Below are 26,886 nucleotides of genomic sequence, written 5' to 3'. Positions count from 1 at the left end.
CCGACCAGAGCCACTTCAACCAGCCGGAAAACAACCTAAATCACCGGTATTGGGCCTAGCCGTACCTCTCAACGCCTCTGGCGGCACTCGGAGACCTGGTCACTATCAAGTACGGCCGGATGGGGTAGATGCCACCAGGGCAGCGGCGCGGACGCCGTGATGGAGCTGGATCGAGGGTGCAAGAGGCCTGGTGCTGCACCTTACGGATACAGATGCTCCCGCCATCAATGAGTGTCTCACTGCGTGACAACGCCGACGGACACCGTCGGACGATCGCGGACGTCTGCGAACCATCAACGCAGGTGAAAGCCACCCCAGCCCAAGGCAGCACCCTCACGTAAGTTACTTCGGGACGAAGAGGTCACGTGTACAGTCCGGCCGGCGTCAGGGGTGAGAAGTCGGCGACGACTCTCTATTGCCCTGCCACCCTGGACACCGCATCCTCGGCGTATGCCGGTCTTTCCTGATACTCGCAATCTATGCCGGTCCGTCTTCGCTCCGGACGTGGTGGAACTGGCCGTTATGGCTCTGGGGACGTACACCGGGCCAGATGAGACGTGGGTTCATCAGGCCGCCACCAGGCTCAGCGAAGGAGAGCTTCACCGCCTGACCCGCTGGTTGCACGAGGCTGAGCGAAACCCGGATACCTTCCGCTGGTACGCCAGCGAGCCCACCAACGTGTCACCTGAGACACACCGGTTCGCCGTTGAGTTCACAAACGCGCTGATGGACAAGGGTGTCCCCAAGCCGCCAGGACCGCGGTAAGCACCGTGCCAGACCCGTGCCAGATAGCGCGGGAAGCCACGGGGAACAGCGGTCACTCACCGAGCACGTCCACATGTCGTGACGCCGCTGCGCAGCAGGTCAGTGCGCCAATCGAGTGCGGAGGACCCAAGCTTCCCAAGCTGAGGTCCCCGGTATGCCGGCGCAGACGGAGCCGTAAGGTTCCACTCATGGTGACTGCGACTGTCCGCGAGTGGCACGACGAGGAAGGGTGGGGCGTGCTGGACTCCCCTGAGACTCCCGGAGGTTGTTGGGGCCACTTCTCCCACATCCAGATGGAAGGGTTCCGAACGCTGTCGCCGGGACAGCAAGTAGACCTCCAGTGGGAAGCCCCTGGCTTCAAGCAAGACGGGTACGACTACCGGGCGGTGAATATCGTGCCTCGACCCGCCTGACATCACCAGCTGACATCAACGACAACGAACGATGGCGCACCGAAGCGGCCACGACCGGACCCACGAGCGACCACTGAGCCCCGTTTTCGGCACGCCGTGCGACAAGGTGATCGAACTCCTAAAGCGGGTGTCGCAGGTTCGAATCCTGCCGGGGGCACAGAGCAAAGGGCCGGCTCAGGAGGGTTTCCCTCCCGGACCGGCCCTTCGTCGTGTCCGGGGTCGTGCAGCTCTGGGCGTCCCAAGCTGAGGTCCCCGGTATGCCGGCGCAGACGGAGCCGTAAGGTTCCCCCATGGTGACTGCGACTGTCCGCGAGTGGCACGCCGAGGAAGGATGGGGCGTGCTCGACTCCCCCGAGACTCCCGGCGGATGTTGGGGCCACTTCTCCCACATCCAGATGAAGGGCTTCCGAACGCTGTCGCCGGGACAGCGAGTAGACCTCCAGTGGGAAGCCCCCGGCTTCGAACAGGACGGGTACAGCTACCGGGCCGTGAACATCGTGCCTCGACCCGCCTGACATCACCGGCTGACATCAACGACAACGAACGATGGCTCGCGACTTGCTGAAGACAGCCGGCCTGCATGGGCACAAGTACGCCATCGACGCAATTCTGGCGGCCGTGGCCGGGCAGGAAGCCGCGCAGGGAGCTGAGGCAACCGTCTTCACCCCCGACACCGACGACATGAATCAGCTCCTCGCCGGACACTCCGTGCGAGTCGAGAAGGTCCGACGAGACGCCGCCCGCACCTCACTCCGACGACTCGCCGGCTCCCCCGACTGCCCGCTGACCGTACACCGACAGGCACCCTCAGTTACGGGTGTCAGGCCGACCGCCGGGACGGAAAAGCCCGAGCGCGCTCCACAAGTTGCGGAGGCACGAGGAAATCGGCCCAGAACCAACCGTCACCGGCCTCGCCGATGATCGTGGACGGTCGATCGCGCCGTCACACCGCAGGCGGCTCAGCATTATCGACGGAGACGAGGTGGGGCCCTTCGGGGGCAGTCCTTACGCCGACCGCGCCCCGTACTTCCCGAAACGTTGCGCTCCTGGTGAATCAATAGCTGTGCCCGCGAACTGAGATTTCAGCGGGACATGCGGACAGATTCCCTGTCGCGATAAGCAGAGTGGGATTCTTCACCGCACACAGGCTGCTGCGGCGTGCTACCGTCGATCTCAGTTGCAGTTGTGGTTCCCGAAACTTCACATGCTCTCCGGTCGGTTTCTGTACCGCTGGAAGCTCTTGTGTATCCGGCATTTTCCGGGTGGGTGATCATCGCGGCGACACGGGTTCCGCACGGTGCGGACTCCGACGCACTGCCCCGAAGGAGAAATGACATGGCTACTGGTACCGTGAAGTGGTTCAACGCGGAAAAGGGCTTCGGCTTCATCGAGCAGGACGGTGGCGGCGCCGACGTGTTCGCCCACTACTCGAACATCTCCGCCCAAGGCTTCCGAGAGCTGCTCGAGGGCCAGAAGGTGTCCTTCGACATCGCGCAGGGCCAGAAGGGCCCGACGGCCGAGAACATCGTTCTCGCCTGACACCGACGCGCACTTTGCAGCTGGGGCCCGCATCCTTCGGGGTGCGGGCCCCAGCTGCTCGCATTTCCCGCAGTGATTTCACCTGTGGACGACAACCAGGAAATACGTAGGCTCACCGCACACGGGTCGCCCTTCAGGGGTGCAGACGCGTCCCTGCACAGCCGCATCGCCGTGGACGCCCGAACATCGCGCCCACATCGCGTCACTCATTTCAGCGCCTGCGCCCGCACGGATTTTCCGTCGGCCAGATTCGCTGTCGCGTTCTACCGGCCCATTCCTGAAATTCTCCATGCCGCTCATCGCTGCGGGAATTCCTTGATATGTGCCGCATCAAGGAAGGTTCCGCATGAACCGCACACGCCCGAACGACCGCTTCGCCCGCACCCGTGACGGCGGTGCCGACTCCGGAAGGGGTGGCAGCCGATTCGGTTCGTCGGCCCCGCGCCGGTCCGGCGGACCGAGCCGCTCCGGCAGTTACGGCCGTCGGCCCGCCGCGGTCCAGGGAGAGTTCGCCCTCCCCAAGACGATCACCCCCGCGCTTCCCGCCGTGGAGGGCTTCACCGATCTCGACATGCCCCGGGAGCTGCTGGCCGCGCTCGGCTCGCAAGGCGTGACCGCACCGTTCCCGATCCAGGCCGCGACCCTCCCGAACTCCCTCGCCGGCCGGGACGTCCTCGGCCGTGGCCGCACCGGTTCCGGCAAGACCCTCGCCTTCGGGCTGGCGCTGCTGGCCCGTACGGCCGGGCAGCGCGCCGAGGCCAGGCAGCCGCTGGGGCTGGTCCTCGTACCGACGCGTGAGCTGGCGCAGCAGGTGACCGACGCGCTCGCCCCGTACGCCCGCTCCGTGAAGCTGCGGCTGGCCACTGTGGTGGGCGGGATGTCGATCGGCAGGCAGGCAAGCGCGCTGCGCGGTGGTGCCGAGGTCGTCGTCGCCACACCGGGACGCCTCAAGGACCTCATCGACCGCGGCGACTGCCGACTGAACCAGGTCTCCGTCACCGTCCTCGACGAGGCCGACCAGATGGCCGACATGGGCTTCATGCCGCAGGTCACCGCCCTTCTCGACCAGGTCCGCCCCGAGGGTCAGCGCATGCTGTTCTCCGCCACCCTCGACCGCAACGTCGACCTGCTCGTGCGCCGCTACCTCAGCGACCCCGTCGTGCACTCCGTCGACCCCTCGGCCGGCGCGGTCACGACGATGGAGCACCATGTGCTGCATGTCCGGGGCGCCGACAAGCACACGGCCACCACCCAGATCGCCGCACGCGACGGCCGCGTGATCATGTTCCTCGACACCAAGCACGCCGTCGACGGCCTCACCGCGCATCTCCTGGACAGCGGGGTCCGGGCCGCCGCCCTGCACGGCGGGAAGTCGCAGCCGCAGCGCACCCGCACGCTGGCGCAGTTCAAGACCGGGCACGTCAACGTGCTGGTGGCGACCAACGTCGCGGCGCGCGGCATCCACGTCGACAACCTCGACCTCGTCGTCAACGTCGACCCGCCGACCGACCACAAGGACTACCTCCACCGCGGCGGCCGTACGGCCCGCGCCGGCGAGTCCGGCAGCGTCGTCACCCTGGTCACCCCGAACCAGCGCCGCGGCATGACCCGCCTCATGGCAGCGGCAGGCATCGTCCCGCAGACCACTGAGGTCCGCGTCGGCGAGGAGGCCCTGCACCGCATCACCGGAGCCCAGGCCCCCTCCGGCATCCCGGTCGTCATCACCGCACCGGCGGTCGAACGCCCCAAGAAGCGCGGCGGCACGTCACGCGGCCGTCGCCGCCCCGCTCCGGCGGCCCGGCGCGCGCCCGTACCGCGGCGGTCCCCCGTCGGTACGGCCGCATAGAACCTTCATGATCAGGAAACCGACCCGACTCCGCAGGAGGCACCCTTTGACGCTGGTCCAGACGCAGTTCCGCCCGGCGAGTGCCCACCCCGTGCACGGTACGGCGGCCGACGCCATGGACGCGGCCGGACCGCAGGTCTGGGAGGACATGACCGTGGAGGTGGCGCTGTCCGTGATGGCCGCCGCCCGTACGGGTCATCTGATCGTCTGCGACGAGGACGGTCTGTGCACCGGCCTGGTCACACGGGCCGGGCTCACGGCCGTTCGTGACGGTTCCGGATACACGGACCGGATCCGTCTGCGTGACATCGCCGACGTCATCGGGCCCTTCCCCCCGCCGCTGACCACGAGGACCGAAGCCGAGCGCGCGATGCGCTGCCGCCGGCTCGGGGCCCTGCCCGTGGTCGACGAACACGGCAACGCTCCGGGTGTCCTCGCCCTCCCCCGCTGAACCGCTTCACGGCGGTCGGCCCCGTCCCTTCTTCTCCCCTGTGAGGCATCATGCGCTGTGTCATCGCCCGCTTCCCGTTCGAGCTGACCAAGGACGGCGTGCTGGAATCGATGAAGGGCGTCAAGCCCGAGCCGGTCACCGGCGAGTCCGTGCTCATCGGACGACGCCACTACCCCGCCAAGCAGGTCGGCCAGGTCATCACCCGCCAGGACCGCCGCGATTTCAGCGCCGGCGAAGTCCTCCGGGCCATGTCCCGGCTCGGCTTCACCTGTCGCACCCGTCCTGAGGCCGCACCGACGCGCCTCGAAGGCCCGTTGCAGCGGGCTTCCGCATTGCTCGGCACCCCCCTGTCCATCTGACCGACGGGGCGGGCGCGAGCCGAACAGAGCAGTGAGGGCCCTACCGGCGCGTACCGGTAGGGCCCTCACTGCGTGCCATGCCGCTCTCGGCGTGGCGATGGGTCAGTGGTCGGAGTAACTGAAGTCGCCCACGGTCCAGGCACTGACGTCCTCGATCGCGACGCGGTACATCCCGCCCGTCTCCGGGATCCCCACCGCGCCCTGGAGGATCCGGGCGACATGGAAGTGCAGATGCGTGGGCGGCCCCTCCTGCTTCGCGGGGGTGTCGAAGACGGTGGAGAACTCGCCCAGGCGGGCGGAGTCCGTCAGCACCTCCGACACCCTCCGCCTCCACACGGCTTCGGGAGCCAGGCGACCGGTGATGACAGCACCACCGGTGACCACGGTCAGGGACATCTGATTGCTCTGCCCGGACTCCACACGGGCGGCGATGTCAACGATCAGCTCGTCAGGCTTCGGCATGAGATCGGATTCTATGCACCTGCCCGTCCGGGCGGCTCGGGTGGTGAAACCAACGGGCAGGACGAGCGCCCACGGCCCCCCGGTGCCGCAGCACAGGTCAGGAGTGCGCATGCGGGACGGCTGCGAGCCGGGATGGTGGACGGCCGCTCGGTGGTGACCGGGTGGGCCGTCCGCCACCCCGCCGATCCGTCCGAGCCGCCGTGCCTGCCGGAGGGGACCCCGAATCGCAGTCGAGGCGCCGCGCCGGTCGGCGGCGTCACGGAAAGCCCAGCGGGCAGCTCCGGGCCTCACCCGTACGCCGGATCCGTGCCGCGGGCGGCCCCAAGCATGCGCGGACCGGCCCAAGGGGATACCTCATCGTCGAACGCACCAAATCTATGCTCGCCGAAGTAGACATTCGCAGCACTCGCGATTATGGTTTCTCTCGTAGCCGAGATCAATCAAGGCCCGGCAGACACGAACTGCCGGGCAGCAGTACACGCAGGACGGTGCGGTGGTGGAGTTTCGAAGCCGGGTTGTCGTACGACGGTGACGGGACTGACGACCGGACCGGGTGGCCCGCAGTGACGAGGGGCCGCCGTGAGCAGGACCGCAGTTGACGCGGTTGCAGTACCAGCAGTGCTGTATTGAGCGGTGCCCCCGGTGAAGGCGTCGGGCTGCGGACGCGCGTGCCGGGGAGATTCGACAGTGGGGTTCCCGGCCCGAGCAAGACGCAGGACGGGCGACGGGGCCGACTGCCGGAAGGTGGCGCTGCGTAAGGCCACCAGCAGTTCGCGGTACCAGCAGTACAAGCAGTACGCAGTTCCCGTTCGCAAGTGATTGATCGAGAGGGAAGAACGGAGGAGTCGAGCGCCATCAGGATCGCCCGGGCGAAAGACGCGAGCCCGGGTACCGCAGGACATCGATAGGCAGGTGGTCTCCGGTCACGCATCCGCGATCCCCGCACCCCCGTCGGAGTACCGGACGGCCGTGCGGAAACAGAAGGCCGACACAGTACTAGGGTCGGCAGATGGTGTTGTAGTTCCTTCGGGGCCCTGGTGCCGTACGGCACCAGGGCCCCTCCACGCGTTCCACAGAGAGGTGAGATGACAGCAGACGAGTCGCTAGGCCGTCTCGACGACGACGACTACCCCGCCTACACGATGGGCCGGGCCGCCGAGTTGCTCGGTACCACTCCCGGCTTTCTCCGCGCCATAGGCGAAGCACGACTGATCACACCACTGCGCTCCGGGGGCGGACACCGCCGCTACTCCCGCTACCAACTGCGTATCGCGGCACGCGCGCGTGAACTCGTCGACCAGGGCACCCCGATCGAGGCCGCATGCCGGATCATCGTCCTCGAGGACCAGCTCGAGGAAGCCCAGCGCATCAACGCCGAATACCGACGCGCCGGCGGACCGTCCGATCCACCGGCCGGAGCCTGAGGTGAACGGGCCCGCCGGTATCGACGGGCCCTCACCCACACGCATGGCCGGAATGTGACGCGCGGGGACGGTGCCCGTGTCCGAAAGGATTCCCTGGACGTAGTGCTTGGTGCGACCAGGGGCCGACCGGAACTGTCCGAGGCCGGCTGAGCCCCCGTCCGGGCGGGTCGGGGCCTGCACGAGCCCCGTGCCACGCTCACACCGCACAGTCCGTTGCGTTCCCACCGACCCGGCACCAGCCTTCGTGGGGCACCTTCGGCCGGGTGACCGGTACGACGGTGAGGAGATCGTCCAGTCCTTTGAAGCCGTCGGGGTCGGTGGTGAAGAGGGGAAGGTCCTCGGCCACGGCGATGGCGGCGATCACCAGGCCGGCCACCCGGCGGCGCGGCCACCCGGCCACCCGGCGACGCGGCTTGCGGCTCGCGCTGATCACCGCGGCGCAGCCGATCGTCCCGCCGCCCCGCCGGAACCCTGTTCCTGCCCGCACTTGGTGGAGGGCCGGCATCCACGCCTGCATCGACGACCGTGCACCTCGGCAGCCTTGAGCCACCTGGGACGACCGACGTAACCGCAGGACGCCACAGCGCGGACAGTCGCTGATCGAACTCCTCAAGCGGGTGCCGCAGGTTCGAATCCTGCCGGGGGCACGGAGAGAAACCTGGTCAGAGGCCCTCGTCCGATGAGTGGGAGGGCCTCCGTGCCTGCGGCACACCGTACGGTCGCTTCGTCGATCCGTAAGTCGTGGCGTCCCGCTGAGGGGTCGGCGGGATTCCGGTTCCGGGAGGGCGGGCAGCCGGTTCCGCCTCTTCGGGCACTCATCGTGCCCCGTGGGTTCCTGACTTGGCGCCATTGCCGCGTTTAACGTCCGGGAGTGAGCCTCTGGACTTCCCTCGAGCCCGCCTCCGCGACTGTGGACCCGGGTGGTAGTACGACCGTGCGACTGCGGCTGCGCAACACCGGTGACGTGGTGGACGAGTACCGCTTCGAGGTGGTGGGTCCTCTCGCGCCCTGGGCCGTCGTGGAGCCGCAGGCGCTGCGGTTGTACCCGGGGACCACGGGGACGGTGGAGCTGACGTTCGCTCCGCCGCGTACGCCGGACGCGACGGCGGGACCGAATCCGTACGCGGTGCGGATCACGCCGACGGAGCACCCGGAGGCGACGACGGTTCCGGAGGGGAACATCACCGTCACCCCGTTCACGGAGGTGCGGGCGGAGTTGGTGCCGGCGACGGTGAAGGGCCGTTTCCGTGGCCGCCCGAGGCTGGCCGTGGACAACCTGGGCAACACGAAGCTGACGGCGTCGGTGAGCGGCAGCGACAACGGTGATCAGTTGTCGTACGACATCCATCCGAGCAATGTGCAGATCGAGCCGGGCCGTGCGGCGTTCGTGAAGACGACGCTGAAGCCGCGGCAGATCATCTGGTTCGGGTCGGCGGAGCACCGGCCCTACACCCTGGCGGTGCAGCGGTCGGGTGTGGCGCCGCTGGACGTGGAGGGCACGTACGTGCAGCGGGGTTTCCTGCCGCGCTGGCTGGCGGCCTTCCTCAGTGTCTCCATGGCGCTGGCGGTCGCGTTCGTGATGCTGTGGATCGCCTACAAGCCCGAGGTCCGCAGCGCCGCCACCGAAAGGCTCCAGGAAGCCGCCGGCAGCACGCTGCCGCCCGCCCCCTCACCGTCCCTCGACGCGCCGAAGGCCGCCCCGTCCGCCGGTGTCTCGGCGCCCCCGGCCCCGGCCGGGACGCAGCAGGCCGGCGGAGCCGGAGACGGAGCCGGGGCGGGGGGTGGTGGTTCCGAGGAGAAGGAGGCCGAGGCGCCGGAGAGGACCGCGGCGACCGCCGTCCAGCAACTGGCCGCGGAGGATCCGGGCGGACGGCACATCTGCTACCGGGCCTACGTGGCGGGCCAGGGCTGGACCGACCCCGTGTGTGACGGCGAGACAACGGGCACGGCGGGCTCGGGGACGCCGCTCACGGCCGTCAACATCGCCGTGTCCGGAACCAAGGGCACATCCAGCAACGCCTTCGTCCCCAACCCCGGGTCGGCCGATGACACCGGGCACTACCCCGAGGCGTGGAGCAGTGCCGCCGACGGCATCGACAACTACGTCGGCAGTACCGAGGAGGACGCCCCGAACATGCTGGGGTTCGGCATCAACGTCGACGGTGGCAACGGCAACGTCTGCCACTCCACCTACGTCCACGGCGACGCCTGGCTCGGCCTGATATGCGACAAGCCCGGGGACGCGCTCGACCTCACCTACGCCGGCGCCTACGACAACGACTCGTGGATCGAAGCGTTCAGTCTCACGGTGTGAGCCGGGCCGTACGGGTCCGGTGACCGCCCGGCGCGATCGGCTGCCCGCCCGCCGGCCGGCCGGCTCACGCCGACGGGTGTCCGCCGTGGTGGGCGACCGTGATGTGGTGGTCGGGGCCGGGGGTCTCGAGTTCGTCGACCACGGCGACGGCCAGGTCCTCGGCGCTGATCCGGGACCGGCCGTCGGCGTCGACGAGCAAGGTGTCGGTGCCGCGCCGGTAGCGGCCGGTCCGTTCGCCGGGTTCGAGCAGGGCCGGTGGGCTCAGGTAGACGTGATCGGCGTCGGCGTGGGACCGGCAGGTCCGCAGCTGGGCGATTCCGGCGGCGGCGACGGCCTTGATCCCGGCGGGCACGTACGCCGGGTTGTCGGCGACCAGCAGATCGCGGTCACCGGGGCTGCGCAACGCGCCGGCGCCGCCGACCACGAGGACGCGGATCCCGAGCCGTGCGGCGATGTCCAGCACCGTACGGGTGGTGCCGACCAGGAACTCCTCGTCGACCGGCACGGTCCGTACGGTCAGTACGACGGCGTCCGCGGCACCGCCTGCAAGTGCCTCGTGCAGGGCGTGCGGGTCGTTCGCGTCGACCGCGACCGGCGTCACGTTCGGGTTCTTCGGACTCCCCGGGTTCTCACTCCCGGGTTTCCGGGAGAGGGCGAGCACCCGGTGTCCGCGTGCGCTCGCCTCGTCGGCCACCCGGCTGCCGACCATCCCGGTGGCGCCCAGTACGGCGATCGTCATGCCTGTCCTCATCGGGTCCGTCCTTCTCGTATGCGGTCGTCGTGCTTCCGGTCTTCTCGGGTCCGGGCCTCCGCCGGTCCGTCGCGTGCCGGATCGAGCTGTGCCGCGAGCAACGCGGCGAGAGCCAGGGCGAAGCCGCAGGTCTGCGGCAGGCTCCACGCCTCGCCCAGCGCGACGCCGATGACGGTCGCGACCAGCGGGGACAGCAGGACCAGCGGTGCGGACGCTCCGACCGGCAGCTTTCCGATCCCGCGGAACCACAGCGTGGACGCGATCAGTCCGCCCACGCTGCCGAGCCACAGGTATCCGGCGGCGGCTGAGGCGTCGATGTGCGGCGGCGCCCCCTCGATCACGAGGGTGAGCGGGAGCAGGAGCAGGCCGCCCGCCGTCAGTTGCCAGCCGGTCAGGGTCAGTGGGCCGACACCCGCGGGGAGGCCCCACCGCTTGGTGAGGACGATTCCGGCGGCCATGGTGGCCGTACCGCCGAGGCCGGCGACGACCCCGACGGCGTCCAGCCGGGCCTGCGGCCCCAGTACGACGAGTCCGACGCCGACCGCGCCGAGCACGCCCCAGGTCAACCGCCAGGCCGTCGGCCGGTCGTGGAGCAGCGCGACGGCCAGCCCGGCGACCAGCAGCGGCTGGGTGGCACCGAGGGTGGCGGCGACACCGCCGGGGAGTCGCTCGGCCGCCACGAACAAGAGGGGGTACAGGGCACCGATGTTGAGCGCGCCCAGGACGGTGGCCTTCCACCACCAGTCCCCGCGCGGGAGCACGCGGGTGACCGCCAGCGCGAGCAGCCCGCCGGGCAGGGCGCGCAGCATCCCGGCGAACAGCGGATGCCCGGGCGGGAGCAGTTCCGTGGTGACGACGTACGTGGTGCCCCAGGACGCGGGGGCGAGGGCGGTCAGTGCGACGGTGGCCGCCCGCCTCCCGTACGGGACGCGTGGCGGGTCCGGTGCCCGTCCGGTCGAAGTCTGCATGGGATGAAGTCTCGGAACGAGCCCCGTCATGAGTCCAACACATGCTTGTCATCACAGCCATGAACCAGAACGATGACGGCGTGGATCTCCAGCAGATGCGCTACGTCGTCGCCGTGGCCGAAACCCGTAACTTCACCCGCGCCGCCGAGCGTTGCTTCGTGGTGCAGTCGTCGCTCAGTCACCGGATCGCCGGCCTGGAACGGGAGCTCGGGGTCAAGCTGTTCGCCCGGTCCAGCCGTCGCGTCGAGCTGACCCCCGCGGGAGCGGCGTTCGTCGCCGGCGCACGCGAGTGCCTGGCCGCCGCCGACCGCGCCGCCGCCGACGCCGCCGCCGCGACCGGCCTGGTACGCGGCCGGCTCGCCGTCGGCGTGATCGTGACGACGGCTGCCGTGGACGTACCGGAGCTGTTGCAGCGGTACCGCGCCCGGCACCCGGACGTCCAGGTCGCCTTCCGCTCCGGACGCAGCGACGAACTGGCGGCGGCGGTCCGGGACGGCGACCTGGACATCGCCTTCCTCGGGATGCCGGAGAGCGAACGGCCCTCCGGTGTGGAGTGTGTCGTTCTCGCTCATGACGAGCACGTGCTGGTGGTGCCGGCCGGGCACCGGCTGGCGGGCGTTTCCCGGGTCGCGTTGCGGGAGATCGCCGAAGAGACGTTCGTGGACTTCGTGAGCGGGACGCCCGCGCGGGCCCAGTCCGATCAGGCGTTCGCCGCCGCGGGTCTGGTCCGTCAGGTCGCGTACGAAGCCGGTGTCGTGGAGCTGATCACCCGGCTGATCGGGCGCGGGCTCGGCATCGCGCTGCTGCCGTCGGCGTTCATCCGGCCGCGGGCCACCGACGCCCCCGGACTGGCGCTGGTCCCGGTGGTCGACGGGCCGCGTCGCATCGAGTACCTGGTGTGGAACCACTTCAACCCCAGCCCGGCCACCCGGGCGATGCTCGACCTCCTCGGGGCCGGTCCGCCCTCGCCGGAACGGACGCGGCACACGTGACACCGCCCCGCGTCCTCGCCGGCTCGGGAACGCCCTGGCGCACGGGCCGACCGGTGTCGGTTCCTCCGGTCTTCCTGCTGATCGGTTCCTTGATCCCCTGAGCCGTCGCCCCCGTCCAGGGACCGGGGCCGCGGTACGGGCCGGCCCGGTGACGGGGCCGTCGGCATGGGAGTGCCCGGAAGGGGCATTCGGAACGAGCAAGTCAAGAGTGAGGAAACCGCGGCCCGTTCGGTCCGTGCAACCGACAACCGGGAGTATCCAATGACGAGTTACGGCAGCTCATCTGCCGCGTCCTCCGGCTCGCGCACCAATGGCCTGGCGGTGGCGAGCCTGTGCTGCGGCATCATCGGACTGTTCTTCCTGAACATCGTCCTCGGCCCCTTGGCCATCGTCTTCGGTGCCGTCGCCCGCCGTCAGGCAGCCGTCAAGAACGGCGCCGGGATGGCGAAGGCCGGCATCGTCCTCGGTGTCGTCGACATCGTCCTGTGGCTCGTGCTGCTGGCCTTCGCCGCGAGCAGTGGCGGGTTCAGTTGGTACGTGGGCGGCTAGTGGCCCCGCGGGAACGCGAGCGAGGCGTGCGGGTGGGTACCGGGTACCCACCCGCACCGCTTGTGTCAGCCGAGGCGTTGGAAGGCGACGTCGAAGGGGGCCAGGCGGGCGGACTCGCGGGCCAGTTCCCGGAGGAACACCAGGTGGGGGCGGCGGGGCCGCAGCAGGCGCGGGCGGCGGGTGTGCAGGGGGAGGGCGGTCGTCGTCTCGGCCGAGAGCATGGGCACTCCCAGGGTGAGGGTGACCTGCTGTTTCTCCTCCCGGGTCAGGCCGAGTTCGCGTTCGGTCTCGTGGACGAGGGCGTTCAGTTCGTCCTGGGCCGCCCTGATGGCGACGAGATCTTCCTGGTTGCCGAGCTTCGACTCGATGCCGTGGATCCATGTCCGCAGGGCGGTCGCCTTGGCGCTGCGGCGGACCTCGACCGCGGTCCTCAGCAGGGTCGCCCGGCTGTCGCACTGACCGACGACGTACGAGGCGATGAGCGGGAAGTCCGCCGAGATCGCGGCGCCGCCGCCGAACTCGCCGTTGACCCGCTCGCGCATCCCGTCCCTGACCAGGCCGACCTTGTCCCTCACCAGGTCGGCGAAGCGGGCCCGCCGGGGCGCCAGGTGGTTCCGGATCAGTGTGGAGCGCCAGGTGTGCGGCATGTAGGGGACGCCGGCCGAGGACGCCATGCCCTGGTAGTAGAAGCCGCGGAAGGCGAAGTGGGCCAGTCCGCGTACGACCGGGCCGCTCTCGTCGAGGACCCGGGTCAGGTCCCACAACTGCCGGGCCACGGCCTGCTCGTACGGTCTGTCGACCCCCTCCGTCGTCAGGTCCACGAACTGCGCCGAGTCCCGGTAGAGCGGCGGCAGGGTCCTGATGTCGTCCGAGGCTGTGATGAAGCCGAGGTCGTCGAGGAGTTGGCCCGACCGCACCAGGCGCAGCACGTGCGCCGCGCTGTCCCGGAGGAGTCCGGCGTGCAGTTCGCCCGATTCGGCGACGAGGGCCGTCTCCTGGAAGAAGTCGCCGTTCACCCTGCTGACGTCGTACAGCTCGGGCCAGTCGACCTCCTCTTCCCTGCTGGAGTTGTCGACGGTGAAGCCCTCCAGGAGGACGACGGCCTCCAGGACGTCCATGAGCGAGCGCAGATCGACGCCGGAGGACTCCGCGGAGCCCGCTTCATAGGCCCTGCGGGCCCCGAAGATCGTGGTGTTGTCCATCAGAACGAATCCGTCGCCCGGCCCCACACCGGCCCCCGTCCCTCGTCGCCCGACGCTCACCCGTCAACCTACGCAACCGTGGTCACGGACACCAGCGAGCCGGCCGGTCCGGGCGCGTTCAGCCGTGCAGCGAGCGGTACGCCGAGACCGCGCCGGGGTGCAGGGGGACACTGCCGGTGCCGATCAGGGTGCGGACGTCGAGGAACTGGGCGCCGACCGCGTGGGCGGGGACGAGGGCGCTCGCGCGCAGGACGAGGAGGCGGGTGACCGCGTCGGCGACGGCGGGGTCCAGGCCGGGGCGGCACACCAGCAGGTTGGACACGCCGATGGTGGCGACGCCGCCCGCGCCGCGGTAGGCGCCCTGCGGGAACGGCACCTCCTCCAGGCCCGAGCCGGCCAGTCCGTCGTGGCCGCCGAGCCGGGGCAGCAGTCCGGCCAGCGGCAGGAACCGCAGTCCGGGGTCGGCGTCGAGGCCGGTGAGGGTGGGCAGCGGTACGCCGCCCGCCACGAGCAGGCCCTCGACGGCGCCGGTCCGTACGGCGTCGGCCGCCTCGGCCAGCCGCAGGTGGAGGACGGGGACGTCGGTGCCGGGTGACAGGCCCGCGGCGTCGAGGACGCGTTCGCCGAGGAGGGCCGCGCCCGATCCGACGGCGCCGAGCGACACCTTGTGTCCGGCCAGGTCGGACACGGTGCGCACGGGTGAGTCGGCGCGGACGGCGAACTGGAGGTAGGTCTCGTAGAGCCTGCCGAGCGCACGCAGGGGCACCGGGCGCGCGAAGAGGCCGCCGTCCCGGGCGGCGCGCGCGGTGTCGGTGAGGGCGAGCGCGAGGTCGGCGCGGCCGTCGCGGAGCAGCTCGATGTTGGCGATGCTGCCCGCCGTGGTGCGGACGCGGCAGCTCAGCCGGGGGTGCGCCCGTTCGACCTCGGCGGCGAGGAGCCGGCCGAAGGCCGCGTAGAAGGCCGTGGGCTCACCGGTCGCCAGACGCAGGACGCCGCCCGGTCCGGGGCCCTGCCGTGAGGCGTCACCGGCGAGCACACCGCCGAGTGCGACGCCGGCCGTCGATCCGGCGGCCGTGCGCAGCACGGTACGGCGGTCCGGGAGCGGGGTCATGGCGTACCGCCCTCGGCGGTGGCGCGCGGGACGAGCGCACGGGCCCGCAGTCCCCGGGGCCGCGCGGGACCGAGTTCCAGCCGGCCTCCCCGGCCGGTCAGGAGCTGTTCGGCGATCGCCAGCCCCAGGCCCGTACCGGTCGTCGTCCCGGTCCGGCGGGTCGAGCGCCAGAACCGGGTCGTGGCCTGGGCGAGCTCGTCCGCGTCCAGGCCGGGGCCGTCGTCCGTCACCGTGAGCACCGCGAAGGGGCCCTCGACGCCGCAGGCGAGCGTGATCCGGGCGCCGGGGCCGCCCGCGTACTTGATGGCGTTGTCCAGGAGGATGTCCGTGATCTGGATCAGCTCGCGGTCCGTGCAGGCGACGGCGACGGGGACGGGGGCGTCGGTGGTGAGGCCGGTTCCGGCGCGGCGGGCGACCGGTTCCCACCGCCGGTGCTGGCCCAGCGCGACCTCGGCGGCGTCGCACCGGGCGTCCGTGCCGTCGGTCACCGTCAGTTCCCCGGCCCGGTGCTCCGCGGTGGCGAGGGCCAGCATGTCGTCGAGGAGGTTCTCCAGCCGGTCGAGCTCGCCGGTGACGCCGTTGTACGTGCGGTCGGCGGAGGCGGGCAGGTGGGCGCGCAGGGCGTCGACGCGGAGCCGGAGCGCGGCCATGGGGTTGCGCATCTGGTGGGAGGTGTCGGCGACGAGCCGGCGCTGCTGCTCCAGGGCCGCCGTGACGGTGCCCGCCATGCGGTTGAAGCCGGTGGCCAGCTGGCGCAGTTCCGGCGGGCCGCCGCCGCTGGTCTGTTCGGGCGGCAGTCCCGCGGCGAGCTGGCCCACGGCCCGGTCGAGCCGGCGCAGCGGGCTGACCACCCAGCGGGTGGCGGCCCGCGCGAGGGCCGTGCAGGCGAGGGCGACCAGGGCCGTCCCGGCCAGTACGGCCGCCCAGCGCCGGGTGATGTCCCGCGCGGCGGTCTCCACCGACGCCCGCATGACGACGGCCCCGGTGACCCGGGTGCCGGTGCCGGCGGGCTCGGCGAACGTGCGGTGGCCGCGGGACCAGGGGCGCAGGGGGGCCTTGGGGTGGGCGGTCTGGTTGCGCAGGGCCGCGTCGATCAGCGGGGCGACGGCCGGGTCGGCGGCCCGCATGCCTCCGGTCTGGACGACGGGGACCCGGCGGACGTCGGTGACGACGAGGGGTTCGCCGTAGAGCTCGGTGTAGCGCCGGGCCTCGGCGACGACCGCGGAGGTGTCGCCGGTCGCCGCCGCCTGGTCCATCAGGGACGAGAAGCGGTCGAGGGCGGAGCCGCGGGCGAGCACCAGCTGCTGGGTGCGGTCGGAGGCGGTGAACAGCAGCAGGGGGACGGCGAAGGCGGCGACCACGAGGATGCCGAACACCAGCAGCACGGTCTGGACCCGGGTACGCACGCGCCGGTCCCTCAGTCCCCGAAGCGGTAGCCGAAGCCGCGGATCGTGGTGAGCAGGCCGGGGCGGCGCAGCTTGGCGCGCAGCTGTGTGAGGTGGACGTCGAGGGAGCGGGACACGGCGTGGTGGGCGTCGCCCCACACCTCGTCCAGGAGCTGCTCCCGGCTGACCGCCGTACCGGCCCGTGCGGCCAGTGCCGCGAGGACGTCGAACTCCTTCGCGGTCAGGTCGACCTCCGTGCCGTCCACCCGGACGCGGCGCGCGTCGAGGTCGACCTCGACGTCACCGGCGCGGACCGTGCGTGCGGCGGGGGCGGCCGGTGCGGCGGGGCGGGACGCGGTGCGCCGGGTGACGGCCTCGATCCGGGCGAGCAGTTCGGTGAGCCGTACCGGCTTGACCAGGTAGTCGTCGGCGCCGAGCCGCAGTCCGCGCACCACGGAGCGCTCGTCGCCGCGCGCCGTGAGGATCAGTACGGAGACGTCGCTCACCGCCCGCAGTCCGCGCAGCACCTCCAGGCCGTCGACGTCGGGCAGGCCCAGATCGAGGAGGAGCAGGTCGGCGCTGCGGTGGTAGGTCAGGACGTCCCTGCCGTTGCGGACCCGCCGGGTGTCGTGGCCGTGGTCGTAGAGGACCTCGACGAGTGCCGCGGCCACCCCGTCGTCGTCCTCGGCCAGCAGTATCTGCATCCCCGCCCACCTCCTTCCGGCCACGTTGAGGAGTCTCCGGTTCCGAATGTAGACCACGGCCGGCGGTGCCCTCCGGGCGCGGCCGGACGCCCCGGGCCCGGAATGTTAAGGGGAGGTTAGTTCTGTGCCCGGTCGTCTCCTCCGCCGTGGCGGGCGGAGCCAGGCTGCAGCGGTCGAGGACGACGCACCGGAGCAGAGGAACCAGCCATGATCATCGACTGCCACGGCCACTACACGACCGCCCCGCCGGCCCTGGCGGCCTGGCGGGAGAGGCAGATCGCCGGGCTCACCGATCCCACCCGGGCCCCGGCCCGCGCGGATCTGCGGATCGGTGACGACGAGCTGCGCGAGACCATCGAGGCGAACCAGCTGCGGCTGATGGACGAACGCGGCATCGACCTGACGGTCTTCTCGCCGCGCGCCTCCTTCATGGCGCACCACGTCGGGGACTTCCGGACCTCCTCCGAGTGGGCCGCGATCTGCAACGAACTCTGTCACCGCGTGAGCCGGCTGTACCCGGAGCGCTTCGTGCCCGCCGCGATGCTCCCGCAGTCACCCGGTGTCGACCCCGCCACCTGCCTCCCCGAACTGGTCCGCTGTGTCGAGGAGTACGGCGCCGTCGCACTGAACCTGAACCCCGACCCGTCCGGCGGCCACTGGACCGCCCCGCCGCTCACCGACCGCTCGTGGTACCCGGTCTACGAGAAGATGACCGAGTACGACATCCCGGCGATGATCCACGTCAGCACCAGCGTGAACCCCGCCTTCCACACCACCGGCGCGCACTACCTGAACGCCGACACCACGGCGTTCATGCAGCTCGTCCAGGGTGATCTGTTCGCCGACTTCCCCGAGCTGCGCCTGGTCATCCCGCACGGCGGCGGCGCGGTGCCCTACCACTGGGGCCGGTTCCGGGGCCTGGCGATGGCGCTCGGCAAGCCGCCGCTGGAGGAGCACGTCCTGGGCAACGTCTTCTTCGACACCTGCGTGTACCACCAGCCGGGCACGGACCTCCTGTTCGACGTCGTACCGACCAGGAACATCCTCTTCGCCTCGGAGATGATCGGCGCCGTCCGCGACGTCGACCCGTGCAGCGGCCACCACTTCGACGACACCCGCCGCTACGCCGAGGCGGCCGCGCTGCCCGCCGCCGACCTCGCCGCCATCCAGGAGCACAACGCCCGCGCCGTGTACCCGCGCCTGGACGCGCTGCTCAGGCGCCAGGGCCGCTGACCGAACCGGAGGCCCCGGCCCCCGCCCGGTTCCCCCTTCCCCGCAGGCCCCGTCCCACCCCGTCCCCGCCCCCCGCTTCCCCTTCCCCTTCCCCGAGGAGACCCATGCCCACCGCCTCCCCCAAGACCCCGGGCTGGCTCGACTGGCACCCGAATCCGTCCAGGCCGGCCTTCCGGCTCCCGCCGGGCACCGTCGACACCCACTGCCACGTCTTCGGTCCGCAGGCCGCGTTCCCCTTCGCGCCGCAGCGCAAGTACACGCCCTGCGACGCGGGCAAGGACCGACTGTTCGCGCTGCGGGACCACTTGGGCGTCGCCCGCACCGTCGTCGTGCAGGCCACCTGCCACGGCACCGACAACTCCGCCATGGTGGACGCCGTACGGTCGGCCGGTGACCGGGCGCGCGGTGTCGCGTCCGTCCGTCCGGACGTCACCGAGGGCGAACTGCTCGAACTCCACGCGGCGGGCGTGCGCGGGGTGCGGTTCAACTTCGTACGGCGTCTGGTCGACGCCTCGCCCCAAGGCGACCTGCGGGTGATCGCGGACAAGGTCGCCCCGCTGGGCTGGCACGTCGTCCTCTACTTCGAGAGCGCCGACCTGCCGGACCTGGAGGACTTCTTCGCCTCGCTGCCCACCCCGCTGGTGGTGGACCACATGGGCCGGCCGGACGTGACCCGGCCGGCGGACGGACCGGAGTTCTCCCGGTTCCTGCGCTTCGTCGACACCGGTGACGTCTGGGTCAAGGTGACGTGCCCCGAACGCCTCAGCGTCACCGGGCCCGCCGCCCTCGACGGCGCACCGCTCCCGTACGCCGACGTCGTGCCCTTCGGCCGCCGCGTCGTGGAGGAGTTCCCCGACCGGGTGCTGTGGGGCACCGACTGGCCCCACCCCAACCTCACCGACCACATGCCCGACGACGGCCTCCTGGTCGACTACGTGCCGCGCGTCGCGGTCACGGCCGAGCAGCGGCGCAAGTTGCTCGTCGACAACCCGATGAACCTGTACTGGCCCGGCGAGGAGATCTGAACCATGCAGCAGTCACCTGCGCACGCCAACGCGCTGAACCGGCTGAACCGGCTGCCGATCGGCCGGTTCCACAAGGTCACACTGGTGGCCGTCTCCTTCGCCTACTTCTTCGAGTTCGCGGACATCAACACGTTCGCGACGACCGCGCCCAAGCTGATCAAACTGTGGGGCGTGACCATCGACCAGGTCGCCTACGTGACCTCGCTGTCGTTCGTCGGCATGTTCCTCGGGTCGATCGTCGCCGGGGCGATGGCCGACCGGTGGGGCCGCAAACGGACCCTGATGCTGACCACCGTGTGGTTCGGCGCCTTCTCGTTCGTCTCGGTGTTCTCCTGGGACATCGTGTCGCTGGGCGTGTTCCGCGTGCTCACCTCGGCGGGCCTGGCGGCGATGACCGTCGTCGCCGTCATCTACGTCAACGAGATGTACCCGGCCGCCGTGCGCGGCAAGTTCCAGGCGTACGCCATCGTCATCGGCATCTGCGGCACCCCCGCCACCAACCTCATCGCCAGCGCGGTCGTGCCCCTCAACGACTGGTCGTGGCGGCTGGTCTACCTCTGGGGCTCGCTGGGCATCCTGCTCGTCCTGTTCACCAAGCGGCTGAAGGAGTCGCCGCGCTGGTACGAGAGCCGGGGCGAGCACGCCAAGGCGGACGAGGTGCTGCGGGAGATCGAGGCGAGCGTCACCGCGGAGAAGGGCCCCCTCCCCGAGCCGGCGCCCCCGGTGGAGGAGACCCCGTCGACCCGGACCCCGGTGCGCCTGCTGCTGCGGAGGAAGTACCTCTTCCCGACGCTGCTGCTCACGGTGTTGTGGGTGACGCAGACCATCGGCTTCTTCGGCTTCTCCAGCTGGGCGCCCACGCTGCTCGCCAAGGAGGGCTTCAGCGTCGAGAAGTCCGTCTTCTACGTGGCGCTCACCACCGTCGGCGCGCCGCTGGGCTCGTATCTCGCGTCCCTGGTCACCGACCGCTTCGAACGCAAGTGGAGCCTGGCCGCCTTCGGTACGGTCATCGCGCTGTGCGGCCTGCTGTACGGGCTGACCTTCAACCCGGTGCTGATCATCGTCTTCGGCTTCCTGGTCAACATGTTCGAGCGCGGCTACACGGCCCTCGCCTACGCCTACTCCCCCGAACTCTTCGACACCCGCGGCCGCTCGCTGGGCACCGGCGTCTCCTACGGCCTCGGCCGGCTGTCGAACGCCGCCGGCCCGCTGATCGTCGCGGCGCTCTACCAGAGCAGCGGCTACCAGAGCGTCTTCTACTTCATCGCCGGGACCTGGCTGGTCGGGGCCGTCGCCCTGGCCGTCTTCGGACCGCGCACCCGGCAGGCCCGCGCGGCCGCCCCGGAGAGGAAACCGGAGACCGTGCCGACGCAGTGATCGCGCGTCCGCGAACTCCCGGTGTCCACAGGCCGGTTCCCCTAGATTGGGGAACCGGCCTGTGACCGTCCACCCCAGGAGGCTCGCCCGTGTCCGAGGACATCGCCCAGGACAGTTCCGGTTTCGCGACACGTGCCCGGATCGACACGACCAAGCCGCACTCGGCGCGGTTCTGGAACTACTTCGTCGGCGGGAAGGACCACTACGAGGTCGACCGGGAGATAGGGGACCAGATCAAGGGGATCTTCCCCGGGCTGGTCGACGTGGCGCACACCAGCCGGCGGTTCCTGGGGCGGGCCGTCCGGTACCTCGCCGGTGAGCAGGGCATACGGCAGTTCCTGGACGTGGGCACGGGGCTGCCGACCGCCGACAACACGCACGAGGTGGCCCAGCGCGTCGCCCCGGACTCCCGGATCGTGTACGTCGACAACGACCCGATCGTCCTCACCCACGCGAACGCCCTGCTCACCAGCACACCCGAGGGAAGGACGGCGTACCTCGACGCCGACCTGTACGACCCGGAGGCCGTGCTGCGGGCCGCCGCCGGGACGCTCGACCTGTCCCGGCCGGTCGCCCTGATGATCCTCAACACGCTCGGTCATGTCTCCGACTACGGACAGGCCCGTGACCTGGTGCGCCGGCTCATGGCGGGGCTCCCCCCGGGCAGCCACCTGGTGGTCAGCGACAGTACGGCCACCAGCGAGGGCATGATCGCCGCGTCCGAGGCGTACAACTCCAGCGGCGCCGTGCCGTACCACGTGCGCGGCGTCGAGGAGATCACCGGGTTCTTCGACGGGCTGGAGCTGGTGGAGCCGGGCGTCGTACGGGTGCCGGAGTGGCGGCCGGACGGGGACGGGAGCGGCGCGGCGGCCGTGGACGCCTACTGCGGTGTGGGCCGCAAGCCCTGATCGCCCGGCGGCGCGACGACCGGGGCCGGCCTCCGAGGAGGGCCGGCCCCGGATCGGCCCGGATCGGCCCCGGACCGCCCCGCCCGGCCGTTCGCTCAGGCCCTCCTCGTCCGCATGATCCGGTCCATCCGCTCCTCCAGCTCCGTCCGCTCCCGCGCCGCCCGTTCCGCCTGTGCCCGCTGGTACTCGTGCTCCGTGCGGCGCATGCGCTCCTTCGTCTCCTGCTCCACCCGGTGCCGGCGCACCTCGTGCTCCATGCGCGCGCACGCCTGCTGCACCTGGAGTTCCTCCGTGTGCAGCCGGCGGCTCGTGTCGAAGCGGGAGCCGAGGAGGCGGTCGTACATCGTGGCGCCGCTCATGAACTTGGCGAGGACCGGGAGGGCGTCCAGGGAGAGCAGCAGCAGGTGCAGGACGACGGTGATGAAGAGGGCGAAGCCGTCGGAGTCCGCGACGGTGCGCAGGGCGTGCGCGCGGGTGAGGATGCCCTCCGAGTCGAGGCCCTCGGCCCGCTGACGGGTCTTGGTGTCGACGGCCTCCTGCAGCAGGGGCTGGTAGGCGTCGGCGGCCCGGTTCTTCCTGGCCTCCAGGGTCCCCGCCTTGTCCCGCATGCCCGCGAGCTGCTTCTCGTACGTGTCGATCTTGCTGGTCGTGCGGTAGGAGGAGGAGTCCTTGCGGGCCCGCTCGCAGGTGATGGTGACGTCCCAGCCGCCGCCCTTGCGGATCCAGTGGTCCCGGCCGCACTCCCGCTGCTCGGTGGCCATCTTGCCGTCGAGGGTCTTGTTGATCTCGGTGACCCGGCTCTGCAGGGTCTTCATGTCGGCCTTGTTGCTCTTGATCTGCTCCGCCAGCTCGGCCGGGGAGCCGGCCACCTTGAGCTGGTAGCGGGCGCACTCCGGGCGGCCGGCGGTGGACTCGCCGCCGGTGGGGTTGCAGGCGACGAGCATGCCCCGGTAGTCGGCCACCTTCTGTTCGTTGCCGACGGCTATCTCCTGGCGGATCTCCTTGTCGAAGATCTGGAAGAGGATCGGTTCGGCGATGAACAGGCCGAGGAGCACCGACAGGAACAGCCGCAGCACCAGGGACCACTTCTTGACCGTGGTGCCGTGGGTGCTGGACACCAGCCAGCTGTCCATGGCCAGCACCACCCAGAACCAGACCGCGGCGACCCCGAGCACCGCCACCAGCGGCAGGTCGGAGCGGAAGCTGCCGAGCGCCAGCGACATGGACAGGGCGCCGAGCAGCGCGGTGTTGAGGACGAGCGCGCCGTACCAGGTGTAGCGGGTGCGCTCCTCCGGCACCCAGGACAGCAGTGCCTCGTCGATGCCGATCAGGCGGCGCAGCCGCGTCCCGGGGCCGGTGGCCGCCATGGGGACGGGGCGGCCGGCGCCCGGGTCGTCGTCGTAGGGCGCGCTGTCGGCGAGGCGCAGGGACGTGTCAGTGGCCAAGGTTCGCCTCCGAGTCGGTGCCTCCGAGGTCCAGGTCGGCGTCGTCCTCGTCGAAGCCGGCGGGCTCGCCCTGCGAGAGGCTCCTCGGGGCGGCGCCCGGGACCTCCCGCCCGGTGCCGTCCTCCGGCGCCGGCCGGCCCCCGTCGTACGAGATGTCCTGGACCCGGTTGATGTGTGCGCCGGGGTCGCTGAGCTGGCCGTCGAAGAGCCCGCGCTCGAAGGCCTGCTTGCTCAGCTGGGTCCAGGCGGCGAGCCCCTGTTGGTTCAGCTCGTGACGGTCCCGGTGCAGTTGTTGGGCGTCCTCGCGGGCCTCGTGGCGGGCCTGCACCCGGTCCTGGTGCTTCATGTCCCAGCGGCGGCTCTCCTCGTGCTGCCGCGCGGCCTCCTTCTCGCGTGCCGCCTGGCGTTCGAGTTCCTTGCGCCGGTCGTCCTGCTCCACCTGCCAGCGCACCTCGTCCCGGTCGAAGCCGCGCCGCGTCAGCTCGTCCTCCAGCTCGGCCCGCCGGCGCCGGTCGGTGAGCTCGGCCCGGCGCTCGTCGTCCGCGTGCAGCCGCCGGGACAGCTCGTCGGCGCTGATGTCGCCCTGCCGCCAGGCGTTGAAGTCGGCGAGGATCGGGTCGGCGCCGATCAGCCGGACGTCCTCCTTGAGCTGGTCCCGGTTGAAGCGGTTGCGCTCGGACCGCTGCGCCAGCTCGTGCCGCTGGTCCTCGGCGCCGGACTCGCGCCGGAACCGGGAGAGCAGCGTCTCGTGCTTCTGCCGGCCGTACTCCTTCTCCAGTTCCTCCTCCTGCCGGTTGCGTTCCTTGCGCAGCGCGCTGGTGTTGCGCAGTTCCTCGCGCTTCAGCTCCAGTTCGGTCTCCAGCCAGGAGCGCTTGAGGGCGGACTCCTGCTCCCACTCCTGCCTGACCCGGTCGCGTTCCCGCTGCCGGCGCTCCTCCTGGAGCTTGGCGATGTCCTCGGCGAGTTCCGCCGGGGTGAGGACCTCGACCAGTCCGTGCCGGGCCCGCAGGCCGGACAGCGGGGCGGGCCGCATCTCGTGGTACGCGGTCAGCCGGACGTCGATCCGTTCCCGTACGGCGTCCGAGTCGACGATCGGCAGGTCGCTGCCGTCCTCGGTGAGCCCGGGGACCTCGCGCAGATGGCCGAGCAGCAGGGCCTCGATGTCGGTGATGCCGTCGCGTACGACGGCGCAGGCGTCCGTCACCGTGCAGTAGAAGGTCGTCCGTACGGTGAAGTCACCCGCCTCGGCGGACGGGATGCGGGTCTCCACCACGACCGGGACCTCGACCCGCCGGTCGACGACCGTGACGGAGCTCGCCCCGGTCACCAGCGGGTCGTCGGGCCGCAGGTGCCCGGGGTCCTCGACGTACTCCTCGCCGACCCGGAAGACGCGCACCTGGTGCGCGGCGATCAGGGGCAGTTCGTCCTCGTCGCGCACGCTGCGCTTGTTCAGCCAGCCGACGCGCTTCTCCGGCCGCCGGTACTCCCGTTGCTCGACGAGGGGATAGTTCTCGGCCATACCTGTGTCAGTCCTCCGTGCTCAGTACGGCGGTAAGGAAGGTCTCGGTGAGGGCGGCGGTCTCCGGGGCGGGACGTACGGCGGTCCGCCGCAGGGCGGTGGCGAGGTGCTGCCGCTCCCCGGGGGTCAGGGCGGCGCCCAGGGAGCGGCCGAAGCGCCCGGCCGCCGGGTCCGGTTCGGCCGTCACGGCGGTCAGGTCGCGCAGGGTGGCGTGCAGGAAGCGCAGCGCCCATCCCCGGCGCGGTCGGTTCCCCAGCACGCCCGCCCACAGTTCGGCGATCCGGTCGCTCTCCTCCGGGGCGCCGTCCAGCAGCGAGGCGCCCACCAGCCGGCCGGTCCGGGTGTCGCGGGCCCCGAGGAGGGCCTGGACGGTGCCGAGGACGGTCTCCTTGCGGTGTCCCGTGAGCGTGGTGCGCAGGGCCCTGAGCCGGTACGCGAGGGGCCGCAGCACCGCGCCGGTGTCCTCGCCGCACTCCAGGAGCAGGGCGACGAGGCCGGCCAGGGCGAGCGCCGCCTCCTCGGACCGGCCGGTCAGCCGCAGCAGCACGTTCACGGCGTCGGTGGGGAACCGCACGCCGAGCGCCCCGCTGAACGCCGCGGCGGCGGCCGACCGCAGCGCCGGTTCCGGCGAGCGGGCCCAGTCGCGGCCCACGGCGAGCGCGGTGGCGGCGAGTCCCTCGTCCAGGCACATGAACTGCAGCACCAGGACGGCCGTGGACTGCCCCTCCGGTCCGGCCGTGCCGCCCGCCCAGGGGTGCAGGTAGTTCTCGGCGACCTCGTCGAACGCGGGCCGGGTGAGCAGGGCGAGCCCCGAGGCGACGGAGAGCTGCACACCGAGGCCGGGCCGGGTGCCGACGAGTTCGGTCAGCCAGCCGCGTACGCCGTTCCAGTACGCCGTGGAGCGCTTCGCCCACAGTTCCTGGAGCACCCACTGCCGGTACTGGGGGTGGGCGAAGACCAGCGCGCCGCGGGTGAGGGCGCCGTCCTTGCGTTCCTCCACCGCGACCAGGGTGTTGCGGTGCAGCGACAGCCGGCGGTCGGCGTCACGGCGGTGGGCGGCGGCCGTCTCCTCGTCGTTCGCCAGCATCGGGAAGGTGGGTGCCACCCATTCCTCCAGGCGCTCCTGGCAGGTCTCGAAGTCGCGGTAGCCGACTCCGGTGACGAAGGCCAGCGTGGTGACCTCGGCCCACTCGTGCGGCTCGCGCCCGGCCGCGAACCAGTCCCGTACGGGCTCCGCGGCGCCGCTGCCGTACTCCTGCCAGACCTCGTCCGGGTCGGCGCCCCGCGCGATCCGCTCGGCCGCCTCGGCGACCTCCGCGACCCCGCAGCCCCCCGGCAGGCCGGTCACGGCCCGCTCGACGGTGTCCGCGGCGCACCGCGCCCGCAGCAGCCGCACCCGCAGTACGGCGGCCAGGTCCGGCAGCTCCCACGGCACATGGCGTACGGAGCCGGGGGCGTCGCCCTCCACCGGGTGCACGGTGGTGATCACCAGGTGGGCGCCGGCGTCCCGTACGGCGTCCCGGACGCGCCGCCAGTCGAAGTCCGCCGTGCCCGAGGCGGCCTCGTGCATGCGGTCGATCAGCACGTAGCCGACGCCCTTCCCGAACGTCACGCGACGCCCGTCGGCGAGGTCCTCCAGGCTCCGGCCGGGCGAGAGCACCACGTACTCCGTGCCCTCGGCGGCCTTGGCGACGAGCGCGACCGCCGCGGACCGCTTGCCGATGCCGGGCGGGCCGACGAGCACCACCACACCGTCCTGCTCCAGGGCGGCGGCGGCCTCCTCGAAGCAGCCGGGTTCCACGTACGGGGCGAGGAGCGCGTCCGCCTCCCCCGCCTCCAGCCGGCCCACGGCGCGGCGGCGGACGTTGGCGGAGTCACCGGCGCCGATGCCGAAGTGGGCGCCGGGGGCGTCGAGGGCTCCGTAGAAGTACTGGTTGACGCGGTTGTGGTGCACGGGGGCCGCCGCGGGGGTGTCCGGGGCGGCCGGGTCGGGCTGCTTCGGGGTACTCGGGTCGGGCTGCTCGGGGGCGCTCTGTTCGGCCCGGGGCTCGTCGGCCCTCTCGGCCCTCTCGTCCCCCTCCGCTCTCTCGGTCCCCTCGGCTCCCCGCTCGCTCTGTTCCTCGTCCATCCTCAGTCATCACTCC

24 protein-coding genes, 1 tRNA gene and 1 pseudogene are annotated in these 26,886 nt (G+C 71.3%); 15 read left to right on the top strand and 11 right to left on the bottom strand.

Annotated elements, in window-relative coordinates:
- Window positions 1-953 precede the first annotated feature (953 nt).
- The 7 genes from AMK33_RS21630 to AMK33_RS21600 all read left to right on the top strand — a co-directional run bounded on the left by AMK33_RS21630 (window position 954) and on the right by AMK33_RS21600 (window position 5,373).
- Entirely contained in the window at window positions 954-1,178 is a 225-nt protein-coding gene (locus AMK33_RS21630; RefSeq protein ID WP_073934534.1) for a cold-shock protein, read from the top strand.
- A gap of 93 nt (window positions 1,179-1,271) precedes the next feature.
- Window positions 1,272-1,335, top strand: a tRNA-Phe gene (locus AMK33_RS42475).
- A 133-nt stretch (window positions 1,336-1,468) separates the two neighbouring features.
- Complete coding sequence (locus AMK33_RS21625; protein ID WP_073934533.1) at window positions 1,469-1,693, top strand: cold-shock protein; 225 nt, start codon at window positions 1,469-1,471, stop codon at window positions 1,691-1,693.
- Window positions 1,694-2,513: 820 nt separating this feature from the next.
- Entirely contained in the window at window positions 2,514-2,717 is a 204-nt protein-coding gene (locus AMK33_RS21615) for a cold-shock protein (protein ID WP_073934532.1), read from the top strand.
- Between the two features lie 346 nt (window positions 2,718-3,063).
- Window positions 3,064-4,563, top strand: coding sequence for a DEAD/DEAH box helicase (locus tag AMK33_RS21610; protein ID WP_073934531.1), 1,500 nt, complete (start codon window positions 3,064-3,066; stop codon window positions 4,561-4,563).
- A 46-nt stretch (window positions 4,564-4,609) separates the two neighbouring features.
- A complete protein-coding gene (locus AMK33_RS21605; protein ID WP_073934530.1) occupies window positions 4,610-5,014 on the top strand; it encodes a CBS domain-containing protein in 405 nt (134 codons plus the stop codon).
- Between the two features lie 50 nt (window positions 5,015-5,064).
- Window positions 5,065-5,373: an SCO5918 family protein gene (locus AMK33_RS21600; protein ID WP_073934529.1), complete on the top strand. Its 309-nt coding sequence runs from the start codon at window positions 5,065-5,067 to the stop codon at window positions 5,371-5,373.
- Between the two features lie 102 nt (window positions 5,374-5,475).
- Here the strand turns inward: AMK33_RS21600 and AMK33_RS21595 are convergent, their stop codons facing one another.
- Window positions 5,476-5,835 (bottom strand): hypothetical protein, encoded by a 360-nt coding sequence (locus tag AMK33_RS21595; protein WP_073934528.1) that lies wholly within the window; start codon window positions 5,833-5,835, stop codon window positions 5,476-5,478.
- A 1,085-nt stretch (window positions 5,836-6,920) separates the two neighbouring features.
- Between AMK33_RS21595 and AMK33_RS21590 the strand changes: the two genes are divergently transcribed.
- Window positions 6,921-7,259, top strand: a complete 339-nt coding sequence (locus tag AMK33_RS21590) for a MerR family transcriptional regulator (protein ID WP_073934527.1) — start codon at window positions 6,921-6,923, stop codon at window positions 7,257-7,259.
- 196 nt (window positions 7,260-7,455) lie between these two features.
- On the opposite strand, the pseudogene AMK33_RS21585 reads toward AMK33_RS21590, so the two are convergent.
- Window positions 7,456-7,701 (bottom strand): annotated as a pseudogene (locus tag AMK33_RS21585) (hypothetical protein); the annotation flags it as partial.
- Window positions 7,702-8,130: 429 nt separating this feature from the next.
- On the opposite strand from AMK33_RS21585, the gene AMK33_RS21580 reads away from it, so the two are divergent.
- Entirely contained in the window at window positions 8,131-9,573 is a 1,443-nt protein-coding gene (locus tag AMK33_RS21580) for a hydrolase (RefSeq protein ID WP_073934526.1), read from the top strand.
- A 64-nt stretch (window positions 9,574-9,637) separates the two neighbouring features.
- On the opposite strand, the gene AMK33_RS21575 is transcribed toward AMK33_RS21580, so the two are convergent.
- Entirely contained in the window at window positions 9,638-10,324 is a 687-nt protein-coding gene (locus AMK33_RS21575; protein WP_235618156.1) for an NAD(P)-dependent oxidoreductase, read from the bottom strand.
- Entirely contained in the window at window positions 10,321-11,292 is a 972-nt protein-coding gene (locus tag AMK33_RS21570; protein WP_073934524.1) for an EamA family transporter, read from the bottom strand. The genes AMK33_RS21575 and AMK33_RS21570 overlap by 4 nt, the downstream gene beginning before the upstream one ends.
- Window positions 11,293-11,372: 80 nt before the next feature.
- Here AMK33_RS21570 and AMK33_RS21565 point away from each other — a divergent pair, with 80 nt between their 5' ends.
- Window positions 11,373-12,284: a LysR family transcriptional regulator gene (locus AMK33_RS21565; protein ID WP_073934563.1), complete on the top strand. Its 912-nt coding sequence runs from the start codon at window positions 11,373-11,375 to the stop codon at window positions 12,282-12,284.
- 261 nt (window positions 12,285-12,545) lie between these two features.
- On the top strand, window positions 12,546-12,833 hold the full coding sequence (locus AMK33_RS21560) for a DUF4190 domain-containing protein (protein WP_073934523.1): 288 nt from the start codon (window positions 12,546-12,548) through the stop codon (window positions 12,831-12,833).
- Between the two features lie 65 nt (window positions 12,834-12,898).
- On the opposite strand, the gene AMK33_RS21555 is transcribed toward AMK33_RS21560, so the two are convergent.
- The 4 genes from AMK33_RS21555 to AMK33_RS21540 all read right to left on the bottom strand — a co-directional run bounded on the left by AMK33_RS21555 (window position 12,899) and on the right by AMK33_RS21540 (window position 17,235).
- Window positions 12,899-14,035, bottom strand: a complete 1,137-nt coding sequence (locus AMK33_RS21555; protein WP_073934522.1) for a hypothetical protein — start codon at window positions 14,033-14,035, stop codon at window positions 12,899-12,901.
- Between the two features lie 118 nt (window positions 14,036-14,153).
- A complete protein-coding gene (locus AMK33_RS21550) occupies window positions 14,154-15,146 on the bottom strand; it encodes a TAXI family TRAP transporter solute-binding subunit (protein WP_073934521.1) in 993 nt (330 codons plus the stop codon).
- Entirely contained in the window at window positions 15,143-16,552 is a 1,410-nt protein-coding gene (locus AMK33_RS21545; RefSeq protein ID WP_073934520.1) for a sensor histidine kinase, read from the bottom strand. The genes AMK33_RS21550 and AMK33_RS21545 overlap by 4 nt, the downstream gene beginning before the upstream one ends.
- Window positions 16,553-16,563: 11 nt before the next feature.
- Window positions 16,564-17,235 carry a response regulator transcription factor gene (locus tag AMK33_RS21540; RefSeq protein ID WP_073934519.1) on the bottom strand — a complete coding sequence of 224 codons (672 nt, stop codon included), beginning with the start codon at window positions 17,233-17,235 and terminating at the stop codon, window positions 16,564-16,566.
- Window positions 17,236-17,442: 207 nt separating this feature from the next.
- Here AMK33_RS21540 and AMK33_RS21535 point away from each other — a divergent pair, with 207 nt between their 5' ends.
- The 4 genes from AMK33_RS21535 (at window position 17,443) to AMK33_RS21520 (ending at window position 21,778) form a co-directional block, all read left to right on the top strand.
- Window positions 17,443-18,468, top strand: a complete 1,026-nt coding sequence (locus AMK33_RS21535; RefSeq protein ID WP_073934518.1) for an amidohydrolase family protein — start codon at window positions 17,443-17,445, stop codon at window positions 18,466-18,468.
- Window positions 18,469-18,572: 104 nt separating this feature from the next.
- Entirely contained in the window at window positions 18,573-19,493 is a 921-nt protein-coding gene (locus tag AMK33_RS21530) for an amidohydrolase family protein (RefSeq protein WP_073934517.1), read from the top strand.
- Window positions 19,494-19,496: 3 nt separating this feature from the next.
- Window positions 19,497-20,870: an MFS transporter gene (locus AMK33_RS21525; RefSeq protein WP_073934516.1), complete on the top strand. Its 1,374-nt coding sequence runs from the start codon at window positions 19,497-19,499 to the stop codon at window positions 20,868-20,870.
- A gap of 89 nt (window positions 20,871-20,959) precedes the next feature.
- Complete coding sequence (locus AMK33_RS21520) at window positions 20,960-21,778, top strand: SAM-dependent methyltransferase (protein ID WP_073934515.1); 819 nt, start codon at window positions 20,960-20,962, stop codon at window positions 21,776-21,778.
- A 95-nt stretch (window positions 21,779-21,873) separates the two neighbouring features.
- On the opposite strand, the gene AMK33_RS21515 is transcribed toward AMK33_RS21520, so the two are convergent.
- Genes AMK33_RS21515 through AMK33_RS21505 form a run of 3 tightly spaced genes read right to left on the bottom strand, consistent with a single transcriptional unit; the run spans window position 21,874 to window position 26,870 of the window.
- Window positions 21,874-23,223: a DUF4407 domain-containing protein gene (locus AMK33_RS21515; RefSeq protein ID WP_073934514.1), complete on the bottom strand. Its 1,350-nt coding sequence runs from the start codon at window positions 23,221-23,223 to the stop codon at window positions 21,874-21,876.
- Window positions 23,213-24,742 (bottom strand): hypothetical protein, encoded by a 1,530-nt coding sequence (locus AMK33_RS21510; protein WP_073934513.1) that lies wholly within the window; start codon window positions 24,740-24,742, stop codon window positions 23,213-23,215. The genes AMK33_RS21515 and AMK33_RS21510 overlap by 11 nt, the downstream gene beginning before the upstream one ends.
- A gap of 7 nt (window positions 24,743-24,749) precedes the next feature.
- Window positions 24,750-26,870: a hypothetical protein gene (locus AMK33_RS21505; protein ID WP_073934512.1), complete on the bottom strand. Its 2,121-nt coding sequence runs from the start codon at window positions 26,868-26,870 to the stop codon at window positions 24,750-24,752.
- Window positions 26,871-26,886 lie beyond the last annotated feature (16 nt).

The organism is Streptomyces sp. CB02400, assembly GCF_001905725.1.
GTDB lineage: Bacteria > Actinomycetota > Actinomycetes > Streptomycetales > Streptomycetaceae > Streptomyces > Streptomyces atrovirens.
The sequence above is the reverse complement of the archived record's forward strand: the minus strand, read 5'-3'. Positions and strand labels throughout refer to the sequence as shown.